This is a genomic window from Pauljensenia sp. C0254C2, from assembly GCF_056583835.1.
In genome coordinates this window covers 17,768-32,608 of record NZ_JBWPJO010000012.1, presented here as the reverse complement: position 1 = coordinate 32,608, position 14,841 = coordinate 17,768, and the positions used below count along the sequence as shown (strand labels likewise).

11 protein-coding genes are annotated in these 14,841 nt (G+C 59.7%); 6 read left to right on the top strand and 5 right to left on the bottom strand.

Annotated elements, in window-relative coordinates:
- Window positions 1-79: 79 nt before the first annotated feature.
- From rpsD to AC1DA5_RS08675, 4 genes are all read right to left on the bottom strand, one after another.
- Entirely contained in the window at window positions 80-703 is a 624-nt protein-coding gene (gene rpsD / locus AC1DA5_RS08690) for a 30S ribosomal protein S4 (RefSeq protein ID WP_058236804.1), read from the bottom strand.
- 112 nt (window positions 704-815) lie between these two features.
- A complete protein-coding gene (locus AC1DA5_RS08685; RefSeq protein ID WP_480289921.1) occupies window positions 816-2,156 on the bottom strand; it encodes a replication-associated recombination protein A in 1,341 nt (446 codons plus the stop codon).
- Between the two features lie 11 nt (window positions 2,157-2,167).
- Window positions 2,168-3,613 (bottom strand): L,D-transpeptidase family protein, encoded by a 1,446-nt coding sequence (locus tag AC1DA5_RS08680; protein WP_480289919.1) that lies wholly within the window; start codon window positions 3,611-3,613, stop codon window positions 2,168-2,170.
- Window positions 3,614-3,753: 140 nt separating this feature from the next.
- Window positions 3,754-4,371 (bottom strand): L-threonylcarbamoyladenylate synthase, encoded by a 618-nt coding sequence (locus AC1DA5_RS08675; RefSeq protein ID WP_058236807.1) that lies wholly within the window; start codon window positions 4,369-4,371, stop codon window positions 3,754-3,756.
- Between the two features lie 153 nt (window positions 4,372-4,524).
- Between AC1DA5_RS08675 and AC1DA5_RS08670 the strand changes: the two genes are divergently transcribed.
- Window positions 4,525-6,168, top strand: coding sequence for a DUF4091 domain-containing protein (locus AC1DA5_RS08670; RefSeq protein ID WP_480289917.1), 1,644 nt, complete (start codon window positions 4,525-4,527; stop codon window positions 6,166-6,168).
- Window positions 6,169-6,228: 60 nt separating this feature from the next.
- Here AC1DA5_RS08670 and aspS read toward each other — a convergent pair whose 3' ends face one another.
- The gene (aspS, locus tag AC1DA5_RS08665; RefSeq protein WP_480289915.1) at window positions 6,229-8,085 is read right to left on the bottom strand and encodes an aspartate--tRNA ligase; all 1,857 of its coding nucleotides are present in this window, start codon (window positions 8,083-8,085) and stop codon (window positions 6,229-6,231) included.
- An 89-nt stretch (window positions 8,086-8,174) separates the two neighbouring features.
- Between aspS and AC1DA5_RS08660 the strand changes: the two genes are divergently transcribed.
- From AC1DA5_RS08660 to ypfJ, 5 genes are all read left to right on the top strand, one after another.
- Window positions 8,175-9,566, top strand: a complete 1,392-nt coding sequence (locus AC1DA5_RS08660) for an MFS transporter (RefSeq protein ID WP_480289914.1) — start codon at window positions 8,175-8,177, stop codon at window positions 9,564-9,566.
- Between the two features lie 228 nt (window positions 9,567-9,794).
- Complete coding sequence (locus AC1DA5_RS08655; protein WP_083314514.1) at window positions 9,795-11,807, top strand: DEAD/DEAH box helicase; 2,013 nt, start codon at window positions 9,795-9,797, stop codon at window positions 11,805-11,807.
- A gap of 33 nt (window positions 11,808-11,840) precedes the next feature.
- The gene (locus AC1DA5_RS08650; RefSeq protein WP_480289911.1) at window positions 11,841-12,542 is read left to right on the top strand and encodes a queuosine precursor transporter; all 702 of its coding nucleotides are present in this window, start codon (window positions 11,841-11,843) and stop codon (window positions 12,540-12,542) included.
- On the top strand, window positions 12,535-13,881 hold the full coding sequence (gene tgt / locus AC1DA5_RS08645; RefSeq protein ID WP_480289909.1) for a tRNA guanosine(34) transglycosylase Tgt: 1,347 nt from the start codon (window positions 12,535-12,537) through the stop codon (window positions 13,879-13,881). Before AC1DA5_RS08650 ends, tgt begins: the two co-directional genes overlap by 8 nt.
- A gap of 16 nt (window positions 13,882-13,897) precedes the next feature.
- Window positions 13,898-14,785, top strand: coding sequence for a KPN_02809 family neutral zinc metallopeptidase (ypfJ, locus tag AC1DA5_RS08640; RefSeq protein WP_058236813.1), 888 nt, complete (start codon window positions 13,898-13,900; stop codon window positions 14,783-14,785).
- Window positions 14,786-14,841 lie beyond the last annotated feature (56 nt).

Below are 14,841 nucleotides of genomic sequence, written 5' to 3'. Positions count from 1 at the left end.
TGAAGGGCGACCTCGAACGGCGTGTCGATAAAGACCCCGGGGCGCACAGGCACCCGGGGTCCTCATCACACGTTCATACTCAGCGTGAGTAGTGCTCAACGACCATCTGGACGTCACAGGTCACTGGAACTTCAGCGCGCTTAGGGCGTCGCACCAGTGTGGCCTTGAGACGTTCCAGCTCAACGTCGAGGTAATCCGGAACTGCCGGCAGCACATCGCGGTGCACGCCGGAGGCGGCGATCTCGAACGGAACAGTGGTCTGCGACTTTGGCTTGACTTGGATCGTCTGTCCGGGCTTCACGCGGAAAGAGGGGCGGTCAACGATCTTGCCGTCCACCATGATGTGACGGTGTACAACCACCTGGCGAGCCTGCTGGATGGTGCGAGCAAATCCTGCACGCAGAACCAGAGCATCAATGCGCATTTCGAGCAGCTCAACCAGGTTTTCACCGGTCAGGCCGTCCTGACGGCGAGCTTCTTCGAAGATGCGGCGAATCTGAGCTTCGCGGATGCCGTACTGTGCGCGCAGACGCTGCTTTTCCTTCAGACGAACGGCGTAGTCGGAATCCTGGCGACGGCGGGTACGGCCGTGCTCGCCGGGGCCGTAGGGGCGCTTCTCAAAGTAACGCACAGCCTTCGGGGTCAGTGCGATTCCGAGTGCGCGTGACTGGCGCACCTGCTTCCGTGAACGATTCGTCGACATAAAACGGTTTCCTTTCCTGTTTCATGGGTCATGTCCGGCTCCCGTTGAACCGAACATGGGGTCAACACAAACGGCTAAGACCCCAGGTGTTGTCGTGGACAACCCTCATAGCTTACCCCATGGACAGCAGCTGCCTTAACACTGTCAGCCGCTTCGTGATCATTGCCTCAGTTCCGTTTTCAGTTGGACGGTAGTACTGAGTGCCTTGCAGATCATCCGGTAAGTACTGTTGTGCGGCCACAGAATGCGGCGCATCGTGGGCATACAGGTAGCCTTCCCCGTGCCCAAGTTTCTTCGCACCTGCGTAATGGGCATCACGCAGATGAGCAGGCACCGGGCCGCCTTTCCCGCTGCGCAGGTCGGCCAGCGCCTTATCGATCGCGAGATAGGACGCATTGGATTTCGGGGCGGTCGCCACCACGATCACGGCCTGTGCCAGGATAATACGCGCCTCAGGCATGCCGACCATCGCCACTGCCTGAGCAGCTGCCACGCAGATTCCGAGGATTTCCGGCGCCGCCATTCCCACGTCTTCAGAGGCACAGATCATGACGCGCCTGGCTATGAAGCGAGGGTCCTCCCCCGCTTCGATCATCCGAGCCAAATAGTGCACGGCGGCATCGACATCAGATCCGCGCATTGACTTAATAAACGCGGAAGCCACGTCATAGTGCTGGTCCTGATCCCACCGCACGAGCGCCTGGTTTGCGGCGGTTTCCACGTGGTGTTGAGCAATGACCGTATCGTCCGCATCGCGCGCCGCACCTGCTGCAGCTTCAAGCAGTGTCAACGCCTTCCGGCCATCTGCTCCTGCCAGTCGGACGAGGCTAGCCAAAGCGGCCTCGTCGATGGTGAATTCACTCTTCAGTCCGCGAGCATCGTCAAGGGAGCGGGTAATCAATGCGCTAATCCCGTCTTCGTCGAGTGGATGCAGCGTCAACAGCAAAGAACGTGACAGCAGTGGCGAAATGACGGAGAACGACGGGTTCTCGGTTGTCGCCGCCACGAGTGTGACCCACCGGTTTTCAACAGCCGGAAGCAGTGCGTCCTGCTGGGACTTGGAGAATCTGTGGACCTCATCAACGAACAAGATGGTGTCTTCGCCGCTGGCAGCGGTGCGACGGCGTGCCGATGCGATGACATCGCGAATGTCCTTGACTCCCGATGAAACAGCGGACAATTCTTCAAAATGTCGATGTGAGGCGCGTGCCACGAGGTAGGCAAGGGTCGTTTTACCGGTTCCCGGCGGACCCCACAGGATCATGGAGGAGAGCGGTCCAGAATCTGCTGCCGCTGACAGCATGCGTCGCAGGGGCGATCCCGCCGTCAGCAGATGGTTCTGCCCGACAACCTCGTCAATCGAGGTGGGGCGCATCCGCACAGCGAGCGGCGCATGCTCGTCGAACGAGGGTACCCCATTGGTGTCAATGCCTTCACTGTCAAATAAATCCATAGGGATACGGCTTAATAGTGACTCATGACAGGGGTGCCGATTTCGTCGAAATCGTAGATGAGTTTTGCGCCCCACACGGGCATGTTCAGGCATCCGTGCGAACCGCCCGGTCCGGACCATCCGAATTCACTCACCCACGGTGCGCCATGCATGGCGTACGAGCCCGTGAAGTAGGACACCCACGGCACGTCCTTGGCGCAGTATGGCCACTCGGGTGTGCACCCCATGTCCTGCTTCTCATACTTGAGGTAGACGTGATACAGACCGGTGACCGTTTCGTGGCCAGGTGAGCCGGGAACAATGCTGATGGGTTCGTGAGCCTGTTTCGTGCCGATGTACGGGGTGACCGTCAGCCTGGTCAGATCAATATCGATCCACTTTTCGCCCTCAGCAGCCGGATACGGCAGATTCTCCGCACCCGGGGCGATCGGGCGCGTCTTCGTTTCCTGCGGCACGTCGTCATAGGTGATCGTGCCTTCATACGTTTCGCCATTGTCGAGGGCACTCATCAGCGCGTTCGACAGGTCAGCGACATTATTGGCTTTCAGGCCGGGTTTACCTGGCCATGCTTCTACCAGCACGTCGCCTGCAGCATTGACGTTGTTGATCGTAGGGTCGGCTTCCACATTTGAGGCTTGGGCAGTTGCTGATACCCACGAGCCAACAGCTTCAGAGGAGTAGTGGGCGGTGAGCTTGCTGTCCGTGTTCTCGAAGGAAATCCACTGGGCAACGTCGGCGCGCGAGGGTGTGAAGGAATCGATCGTGTCGGTCAGTGAAACGTCTGGCTCCAGCATTTCATCTGCCTGCTGGGCAGCCTGCTGTGCGGCTTCTGTGGTTACGGACGGCTCCGACTGCGTCGAGGACAGGTCAACTTCCGTGTCGCCCAGCGTTGTCGCAGCGTCCATCAGAGCTGTCGTCAGTGCTTGCGCGTCAATCGTTGTGCCATTTTCGGCAGGATCAACCACGAATGCATCACGGTCGGCGTCGTAGTGGGCGGACGCATCGACGGCAGCAGGTCCCGCTTGACGCGCAAGCGTTTCCGCCATCGCGCTGAGTGCCTCTTCATCCGTTGTGGTCACCACCGGGATCTGTCGGGATGTGAACAGTCCCTGCAGGCGGCTTGTCCAGGAACGGCTCGATTCAAGAGCCAGGGTCGCTGTGGCTTCGGCGTCGATCTGGATACCGGCGTCAGCCAGAGCGATCTCAGTTTCTTTGCCGTCAACCCGGGCGGTGACACGAATGTTCCGCGCACGTTCGTTGATAGCGGCAACGACCTCGTCATGCGTCATTCCTGAAACTGGAATAGCGGCAACAGATGTACGGGGAAGCGCCCGCTCATCGTAGTGGGCAGCGTAGGCAGCCCCCGAACCGACCAGCGCAACCAGCACGGCAGTGCATGCCGCGATCAGGATCCACACACGTGTCCTGCGCGGTTCTCGCCTGACGTGTTCGCTCACAACATCGCTCCTTCGAATATAGCTCCATGCCGGATGCTACCTAAGGAACTGAAATTTGGATACTGATTGTGAGCAAAATTCCCAAATTCGTGTACTCTCGCGCTGTGCCATTCCACAGTGCGAGAGCGCACAGGAAACTTCTATTCAAATAGTGACGTGTCGCCAGCGCCCTTACGGGCGATCACTGCCGTACCGTCGGTGTAATCGATGACGGTTGTCGGTTCGGCCAGACCGACCGGGCCAACAATGACAAGATCCACCATGTTGCCGATGCGGTCGTCAACATCGTGTCCGTCCACCAACGGCTCGTCTTCGCCAGGCATGATCAAAGTCGAGCACAGAAGCGGCTCCCCCAGAGCTTCGACAATCGTTTGAGTAATCACATGATCTGGCAGCCGGACGCCCACTGTGTGCTTCTTCTTGTTCAGCGTCATACGAGGCACGACCTTGGTGCCTTGGAGAATGAACGTGTACGGTCCGGGCGTCAGCGCCTTAATCGTGCGGAATTGGTGGTTGTCGACGATGACAAGCTCACCCAGCTGCGCAAAGGAATGACACAGCAACGAGAAGTTGTGCTTCTCGTCGAGTTTTCTGATCTGCCGGATGACATCCATCCCTTCCTTGTTCCCCAGGGTGCAGGCAATCGCATATCCCGAGTCGGTCGGTAATGCGATGGTGCCACCCTCCTTGAGGAGGTCAACGGTCTTAGTGACCAGGCGGGCTTGTGGATTCTCCGGATGCATTTCAATGTGAGCCATGTCTCTAGTGTGCCTCATTTTTGTCCTCTTCGCTGGAACTTGTCGCGTGTCTCTTCCAAAAAGAAAGTGCCCATTGATCAGCGTCGTTAGGCGGCACGGGCGAGAACTTCATGGCACAGTGGAAGGCAACTGACACCGTGCGGAAGGATCTTGATGGCTGCCCCCACTTCACGCGTCGATATCCGATTGGTTGACGACCTGACAAAGGTGCTTCCCAGCGAGGAGCCCGACTCGCTCACGCATCCATTGGTCACGCGCACCGGTCAGTCGATCAATTTCCAGGTGGCCTGGCACGAGCACCAGGACGTGTACTGGTCGCGCTCTGAATTGACGTTGACCATTCGCACGGACGGTGAGCCCGTCCCGGTCTGTCACGTTGACCTGGTTGCGGCCGGCCTGCCAGCACCGGCAGATGCAGATGACGGGTATCTGGCAACCCAACCATCTCTGCTGCCCGATCTGCTGACCCCTCTGGACGCGAGCGTCGACGGTGCTCTGACGACTGTTGTGCTGCAGGCGCACCATATGGGATGGAATGCCGTATGGGTGAGTGTGCCGGCATTTTCGGGCACAATCACCGTAACTGTCACCCGCGCCGATTCAAATCTGTTCGAACAAACCGTATCTGTCACAGGTGTTGATCTGACACACCACGACAGCGATTTCATCAACACCCAGTGGCTGCATCCGGATTGCCTCGCCACGTACTTTCACGTTCCCATGTGGTCCGAGCAGCATTGGCACGCCCTCGCCAATCATGTGCGGGCCGCTACACAGATGGGCGTGAACAGCTTGCTGACCCCGATCTGGTCTCCCCCACTCGACACGGCGGTCGGCACCTACAGGCCTGCGACACAGTTACTGGATATCAGCTATGACGGGACGTACCACTTCGCCACGGAGCGTCTCGATCGGTGGGTTGATATGGCATTGGATGCGGGTATCCGCTACCTCGAACTGCCACACCTGTTCACGCAGTGGGGTGCGCACGCGTGTCCGCAGTTCATCGTGAAAACAACTGAGGGGGAACAACGGCGTTTCGGATGGGACACGGAGGCAACCTCGCCCAAGTACCGCGCGTTTGTCGAACAGCTCATCCCATTCCTCATCGGTTATTTCCGTGGACGCAACCTCGGTGATGCGATCTGGTGGCATATTTCAGACGAGCCTGATGAGACCAACCGTTCCAGCTATCAGGCGGCGCGCAAGCAGGTGATCGATCTGCTGGAAGGGCAGATGGTGGGCGATGCACTGTCCGATCCGGATTACATCGACCTGGTTGACCATCCGATCGTGGCCACCACTGCGGTGACGCGTTTCCGTGAGGCTGGCTACGAGCCATCCTGGGTGTACTACTGCGTGGGTCAGGCGAACGCTGTGGCCAACCGTTTCATCGCGCAGCGCCCGATTCGTCACCGCATGCTCGGTCTGCAGCTGTTCTGCGCGAACAGTCGCGGTTTTCTGCACTGGGCGTTTGACTTCTACTACTCGCAGCTGTCGGTGCGTCCCATTAATCCGTTCGCCGATTCCAGCGCCGGCGGAGCGTTCTTCTCAGGCGACCCATTCGTCGTGTATCCGGCGGACGACCTCGACGTGTATTACTCGCTACGTTACGAAATGCTCCGAGCTGCCTTCGAAGACCTCGTCCTGTTCCACGACGCCGCCAAGCGTATTGGTCGCGAGGAGGTGCTGCGCATCATGGATCCGGATCGCACTGTTGATTTTTCGTCCGGATGGATCAGCGAGGGCGACTATCTTGCGCGGCGTGCCAGACTGTTTGAACGCCTGGCGTCGTAAAAGCCGAGGGCGACCCGACACATGTGTGTCCGAGCCGCCCTGACAAAATGGCACTGACGATCACGACTTGTCAGCCTGGCCAGCCTTTTCGGCCTTCTCCGCCTTGTCGGCTTTGTCGGCCTTCTGATCCTGGTCTGTTTCACCGCGCTTGCGCGGTTTCGCATCGACCCCTGCTTCCTTACGCTGACGCGGCGTGATCGGCGCGGGCGCGTCGGTCAGCGGGTCGTATCCGCCACCGGACTTCGGGAAGGCGATGACGTCACGGATCGAGTCGGCATGCGTGAGCAGCGAGACGATGCGGTCCCATCCAAATGCCACGCCGCCGTGTGGCGGTGCGCCGAACTTCAGTGCGCTCATGAGGAATCCGAACTTCGATTCGGCTTCTTCCTCGGAAATTCCCATCACGTTGAAGACGCGCTGCTGAATGTCGTCACGGTGAATACGGATCGAGCCGCCACCGATTTCGTTGCCGTTGCACACGATGTCGTAGGCGTAGGACAACGCGTGCTCCGGATCGTCCTCGAAGTTGTCACGCCATTCGTCCTGCGGCATGGTGAACGCGTGGTGGACAGCGGTCCATGAGGAGTGCCCCAGCGCCACGTCACCTTCTGCTTCAGCTTCGCCGGTCGGTTTGAACAGGGGTGCGTCGACGATCCACACGAATGACCATGCGTCCTCGTCAATCAGGTTGCAGCGGCGTCCCACTTCCAGGCGCACAGCGCCAAGCAGTTCGCGGGTTGCTGTGGGCTTTCCGGCGCCGAAAAAGATGCAGTCACCGGGGTTGGCTCCTGTGGCCTCGACCAGGCCTTCGCGTTCCTGATCGGAAATGTTCTTTGCTACGGGACCGCCCAGTGTTCCGTCCTCGGCAATGGTCACGTAGGCCAGTCCCTTGGCTCCACGAGCCTTGGCCCACTCCTGCCACTTGTCGAAGGTGCGGCGAGGCTGTGAAGCACCGCCTGGCATCACGATTGCACCCACATACGGGTTCTGGAAGACGCGGAACGGGGTGTCCTTGAAGTAGTCGGTCAGGTCGATCAGTTCGCATCCGAAACGCAGATCCGGCTTATCGGAGCCGTATTTGGCCATTGCTTCGTTGAACGGCATGCGTGGGATCGGAGTCTTCAAGTCGTAACCGATTTCAGCCCACACTGCTCGCAGCACGTCCTCGGACACGGCAATGACGTCGTCCTGGCTGACGAAGCTCATCTCAATATCAAGCTGAGTGAATTCGGGCTGACGGTCAGCTCGGAAGTCCTCATCTCGGTAGCAGCGCGCAATCTGGAAGTAGCGTTCCATTCCACCGACCATGAGGAGCTGCTTGAACAACTGCGGTGACTGAGGCAGGGCGTACCAGCAGCCTGGAGACAGGCGCGCCGGCACGATGAAGTCGCGGGCACCTTCAGGGGTGGAACGCGTCAATGTCGGTGTTTCAACTTCCACGAAGTCGTGTTCGTACAGGGCTTCGCGAGCCGCCCTCGACACGCGGGAGCGCAAACGCATCGCATGCTGCAACTGGGCGCGACGCAGATCGAGAAAACGGTAGCGCAGACGTGTCTCTTCGCCCACGCTGCCGGATTCTTCGGCATGGGCCGACACCTGGAAAGGCAAAGCCGGCGAGGTGTTCAGAATCTCAATGTCATCGCCCAGAATCTCAACCTGCCCCGTGGTCAGTTCCGGATTCTCGTTGCCTTCGGGACGGGCGCTGACTTCGCCGGTTACCCGCAGGCAGTATTCTGAACGCAGCTCATGGGCGACGGATTCATCGCGGACAACAACCTGCACGATTCCGCTGGCATCTCTCAGGTCAATGAACACCACTCCGCCATGATCACGGCGGCGGTCAACCCACCCGGTTAATGTCACTGTCTGACCGACCAGGTCGGTCCCCATCTGAGAGATCGTGTGTGTGCGTAACACCAGTTTTCCTTTCATTGACTTCACTGGTCGCCGCATCTGCGAAACAGGCAGCGCAGCAATCCAGAGTGACACAGGGTAGTCTACGGCTCATGGAGACCAACCGCGAAACGCCTGCTCAGATCACCGAGGGTGACGCCGTCACGCGGTGGAGTCGCGATGAGAAAGTTCTGCTGGCTGGTTCCATCGTCTTGATCACCCTGGCAGCATTTGAAGCGCTGGCAGCTATGACGATCATGCCGAATGTTGTGGCTGATCTGGGATCGGATACGTGGTTCGCCGTCGCGTCCGGAGCGGCGATCGCCATGCAGCTTGCCTCCACCGTCATCGCCGGACCTCTGTGTGATGCGCGCGGCCCGCGCAAGGTGCTGCTGTGGGGTGCCGCACTGTTTGTGGTGGGGCTGGCGCTGTGCACATTCGCCGGGCATATCGCACTCTTCGTCATCGGACGCATGATTCAGGGCCTGGGCGGTGGCCTCGTCATGGTGCCGATCTATGTTTTCGTCGGCTCCATCGCGTCACCGCGACATCGGCCCACGTTTTTCGCCGCCTTTTCGATGGCGTGGGTGTTTCCCTCTCTGGTCGGTCCTGCGATTGTCGGATGGGTCACGGCCACGTGGGGCTGGCGATGGGTCTTCGGCGTAGTGCCGTTCATCGCTGCCGTCGGCCTGGCGGCAATGGTCCCCGTGCTGCGGCGTTTCCCTTCTCGTCAGGGGGCAGTCGAAGGTTCGATGCGTCATCTGGCCGCGTTGGCGGCCGGAGCGGGTGGCTCCGTTGTGCTGGTGCAATTTGCAGGAACGCTGAGTGGATGGGCGCTCGTTGCGGCGACTGTTCTCGGCCTGGCCGGCTGTGCCATGACATTGAAGCGCCTGGTTCCCGACGGCACGTTTACTCTTCGCCCCGGTATTGCCTCAATCATTGCCACTCGCGCACTGGTCATGGGCGGTCTGTCTGGCGCGGAGGTTTTCCTGCCGCTTGTTCTCCAGCGTGTGCACTTATGGAGTGCAAGTCATGCATCGCTCGCCGTGACGATTGGCTCAATCACGTGGGCGATAGGCTCAGCGATTCCCACGCGCGTCAACACTCAGGCAACGCGTGAAAGACTGCCGCTGGTGGGCGCGAGCCTCATGGTGGTCGGCGTTCTTCCCGTGAGTTTCCTGGTGTTGAAAGGGCTCCCGCCGGTTGTCGCCCTTGTGGGGTGGAGTATTACAGGTCTGGGGATCGGAATGGTGCACTCAACATTGTCTGATCTCACGCTCGGGTCAATTGATCCGTCTGAACACGGACGGGCCTCCTCGTGGCTCCAGATTGCTGACAATGCGGGCGGCGCCGTGGAACTGGCAATCGTTTCGGTCGTGTTGGCCGTCTGGATGCCGGCGTTTGAGGGCGGTATTCAGTATGTTCCAGCCCCCGTAATCGCGCTGGGCGTGTGCCTGCTGGCGGTGTTCGCCTCCTCCAGAATCCGCTCAAAACAGGCGCGGTGAGGCATTTCACCGCCGCTCACGCTAGGAAATGAGCGCGAAACGCAATAGTGTTAAAGCTCGTCAAGGCGCTTCCCACTGTGATAGTGATCGGCCAGGAGCCGATGTGTGTTGTTGGTGTAATGGGTCGCGCCCTGTAGCCCCAGGCGTTCCTGGTGGCATTTTTCGAAACCGCGAGCCCTGTGTTCACAACAGTAAGAGGAAACCGTGCCTTCACAAGATTCTGTCCCTATGTCCACATCCGATGCCCTCGGCCTCGATGACGTTCTGTTTCACGAGGACGACGTTGCACAGGATTCGGATGCTGACAGCGAGGCCCTCGCCGATGGAACTGACGACAATGACCATGCCGACGATGTCGATCAGGACGACATCGACCTCGAGGATGACGAGGATTACGATGGAAATGACGACGAGGATGACGACGCCGACGATCAGGTGAACTTCGCTGACCTCGGTCTGCCCGCTCCCCTGCTGGACACGGTCACAGCGATGGGATTCGAGACGCCCACGCCCATTCAGGCTGAGGCGATTCCCGCACTGCTTGAGGCGCGTGACGTGGTCGGCATCGCGCAGACCGGCACCGGTAAGACGGCGGCATTCGGACTGCCGATGCTGACGCTGATTGATCCGAAAGAAAAGGATGTCCAGGCGGTCGTTCTGGCTCCGACGCGCGAACTGGCGCTGCAGTCAGCCGATGCGATGGAAGAGTTTGCGGCGAGCTACCGCGGCATCAACATTGTCGCCGTCTATGGTGGCTCTGCATACGGCCCGCAGCTTCGCGCGCTGAAGGATGGCGCGCAGATCGTCGTGGGCACACCTGGCCGCATGATCGACCTGATCGAGAAGGGCGCGCTGGATCTGTCCTCGGTGCGTATGCTCGTCCTTGATGAAGCCGATGAGATGCTGCGCATGGGATTCGCCGAGGATGTGGAGACCATCGCCGCCACAGTTCCCACCCAACGCGTCACGGCACTCTTTTCGGCCACAATGCCGGCAGCGATTGAAAAAGTGGCGCAAACCCACTTGCATGATCCGTTGAAGATAGCGGTGTCGGAAGAGTCGTCGACCGTTGACACCATCCACCAGACCTACGCGGTTGTGCCGTTTAAACACAAGAACAATGCGCTGGCCCGCGTCTTGTCGACCCGCTCGGCCGACGCCGTCATCGTCTTTGTGCGCACGCGACTGGATGCTGAAGAGATTTCACTGGATCTGACGGCTCGAGGTTTCCGCGCGGCCGGAATTTCCGGCGATGTGGCACAGCAGGAACGTGAGCGCATGGTGGAGCGTCTGCGGTCCGGTTCTTTGGACGTTCTGGTTGCCACCGATGTGGCGGCCCGAGGCCTGGACGTGGAGCGGATCGGCCTGGTCGTCAATTTTGATGTACCACGCGAACCTGAAGCCTACGTCCACCGTATCGGTCGCACCGGGCGCGCCGGCCGCGAAGGCGAATCACTGTCGTTCTTCACTCCTCGCGAGCACTACCGTCTGCGTCGTATCGAAAAACTGACGGGCACTGCGATGGAGGAAGTCCACATCCCCACGCCACAGGCTGTCAGCGAGTTCCGTTCGCGCCATTTCCTCGACATGTTGCCCACGCGTATTGAACGCGGGCAACTCGACATGTTCGAGCAGCTCATCCGCGAGTTCGCAGATGAGCACGCGTGCGATCCACTGATCATCGCCTCAGCAATGCTGGCGCGCACTGTCCATGACAATGGCACGCACGATCACAAGGACCGCCGCTCCGACGGCAAGATTCGCCGCGAGGAAGTCCTCGATGAGAACGGTGAGTTCCTGTCTGCGTCTTTTGAAAACGGGCGTGATTCGAAGCCGCTCAAGGGTGGGAAGAACGGTGCCCGCCGGCGCGCCGGCGGCAAGCCACAGCGTGCCCCGATGGGGACGCGCTACCGCATCGAAGTCGGCAAGAAGGATGGCGTCAAACCTGGATCCATTGTTGGAGCAATCACGGGCGAAGCTCATCTGAAAGGCTCTGATGTGGGCCGTATCGATATTTACCCGACATTCTCACTGGTGGACATCGGCCCGAGCCTGTCCGACGATCAGATGGAAAAACTCGGTAAAGCCCAGGTTGCCGGGCGTACGCTGCGTATCCGTGTTGATGGCGGGCCGCGTTCGCGTGCCACCGATGCAGGACATGTGCGTCGTCCCCGCAGCGGATCGGGTGATCATCACTCGGGACACCGTTTCGGTGCACGCGGCCAGCGCAGGCCTCGCTAAAGCGGGCCTTAGACCCAGGTACGGAAACACGTCATGAGTACTTCTTCACAACCACGCGTCCAGCGTCATCGATCCGTCTACGACATCGTCGCAATATGTTTTGTCGCGTTCTTGCTGATCTCCAATATCGTGGCAACCAAAGTGATCGGGATCCATATTGGCCCGCTCATGCTGGTTTTCGATGGCGGCGCGGTCTTGTTCCCACTGACCTACATCCTGGGCGATTTACTCTCTGAGATTTATGGCTTTGCGCGGGCCAAGCGCGTCATTCTCACCGGTTTTGCAGTTTCCATCCTGGCCTCCCTGACCTTCCTGGTTGTCGGGGCTGCCCCTGTAGGCCCGGGGTATGAGAATCAGGATGCTTTCGTCGCCGTGCTCGGTTTCGTGCCACGCATCGTGGCTGCATCGGTGTGTGGCTATCTGGTCGGGCAGTTGCTGAACTCCTGGGTCCTGGTGCGCATGCGCCAGCGGTGGGGTGAGCGTAACCTGTGGGTTCGACTCATCGGTTCGACAATGGTGGGCGAGCTGGCTGACACGCTGATTTTCTGCACCATCGCCTTCGCCGGAATTATTCCCGGATGGGACTTCGTCAACTACGTGGTGGTCGGATACCTGTACAAGGTGGGGGTCGAGGTCATTTTCCTGCCCCTGACCTACGCAGTGATCGGTGCGGTGCGCCGCTGGGAACAGCCAGAGCGCAACGCCGCGCATGAACTTGAGGTAACGCATGACTGACGCGCCGCAGTGGATCGCGCTCCCGTCCCGCCCGCACCCAGAAATCACGCCCCAGCCCGGCCAAGCTGGCACAGTGAGCGAGGGAGGAGTCGGTTTCGAGGTCACATACCGTCACGACAGCGGTATGGGACTGTCCCGCACGGGTGTCATTACCACGCCTCACGGTCAGATCCACACCCCCGCATTTGTTCCAGTGGGCACGAAAGCCAACGTCAAGGCACTGGTTCCCGAGATGGTGGCGAATCTGGGCGGCCAGGCGGTCCTCGCGAACGCCTACCACCTGTACCTGCAGCCCGGATCCGACATCGTGGATCGTGCCGGCGGCTTCGGCGCATTCATGAATTGGCACGGCCCGACATTCACCGACTCGGGTGGTTTCCAGGTGCTCTCACTGGGCGCTGGCTTTAAGAAAGTGCTCACGCAGGAGTTTTCGGGAGTCTACAAGGAGGCTTCTGCCGCCGAGCAGGACTGGATGTTCCGCCAGGCCGTGAAATCTTCGCGCGCAGTGGTCGACAGTGACGGCGTGGTGTTCCAAAGCCACATTGACGGTTCCCATCACCGTTTTACTCCGGAAAAGTCGATGCAGATTCAGCATCAGCTGGGTGCAGACATCATGTTCGCATTTGACGAGTTGACCTCGCTGCTGCATCCGCGTTGGTATCAGGAGGAATCCCTGGAGCGTACGCATGAGTGGGCGCGGCGTTGCCTTGCTGAACATGAACGTTTGACCCACGAGCGCGCGGATCATCCTTACCAGCAGCTCTTCGGCGTTGTCCAGGGCGCACAGTATGAGGATCTGCGTCGCTGTGCTGCGCGCACCCTGGCGCAGATGGAAGTCGATGGCCGCACCTTTGACGGGTTCGGAGTGGGAGGCGCCCTCGAGAAAGAGAATCTGGGGCGCATTGTGTCGTGGGTATGCGAGGAGCTGCCCGACGATCGTTCTCGTCACCTGCTGGGAATTTCCGAACCGGATGACCTGTTTGCCGGAGTGGAAGCTGGGGCGGACACGTTCGACTGCGTGAATCCGTCGCGCGTAGCGCGAAATGCCGCGATCTACACCCCGGACGGGCGCTTTAACGTGACGAATGCGCGCTTTGCTGACGACTTCACTCCCCTGGTCGATGGATGCGGGTGCTACACGTGTCAGCACTACACCCGCGCCTACGTGCGTCACCTGTTCAAGGCCAGGGAGATCCTTGCGTCCACGTTGGCGACGATTCACAATGAGTGGTTCACTGTGCACCTGGTCGATGCGATCCGCGGAAGCATCCAGTCAGGTGACTTCGATGCTTTCCGTGATGAAATGCTCGGACGCTATCATCACGCTGACCAACGCTAGAGGCTGCTCTTGCGATATGAGTTTTAACGAGGGGGTCCAGTCTAATTCTGGACGAGTGCGTACCAGCCGCGGCGGACGTGGCGTTGCCATCGGTGGTGGATCCGTTGCCGTACTGATCGGCCTGTTCCTGCTGTCACGTCTGACGGGAATCGACCTGACCGGCCTGGCCGGAGGGGCGCAGCCCAGCGTGGAAGAACAGTCCGGATCGTCTCTGGAACACTGCCAAACTGGTGCAGATGCCAATCAGTACGTCGAATGCCGCATGGTGACGACCGCTGATTCACTGGACGTAGTTTGGCAGACTCAGTTGCCCGAGCAGGCCGGAATGGACTACCAGCCGCCCAGCTTCCAGCTCTTCGAGCAGGCGGTGAACACAGCGTGTGGTACGGCCTCTTCACAGGTCGGTCCTTTCTACTGCCCCTCAGATGCGTCAGTGAACCTGGACCTGGGTTTCTTCCAGCAGATGGAATCGCAGCTCGGTGCTGCCAACGCACCTTTGGCTCAGGAGTATGTGGTCGCTCATGAATGGGGCCATCACATCCAGCATCTTCGCGGCATCTTTGCCGAACATCGCAGCCAGGAGACCGGTGAGCAAAGTGATGCAGTGCGTCTTGAACTGCAGGCAGACTGCTACGCCGGCGTGTGGATGCATTGGGCCTCACAGACCAAGGATCCCGAATCAGGCGAGGCATTCCTGAAAGAGCCGACTTCTGAGGAACTGGCGCAGGCATGGCAGACTGCCGAAGCCATTGGTGATGACCGTATTCAGGAGCAGGCGCAGGGCACGACCAATCCTGAAAGCTGGACACATGGGTCAGCTGAACAGCGACAACGCTGGCTTGAAACTGGCGTGCAAAACGGCTCGCTGGAGAAGTGCGATACATTCGCTGCACCGGAAGTGTGACGGCAAGCGCCTCGATTGGGAGGCAGTGTTGGCGGTGCGATAGCATCGAACCGTAT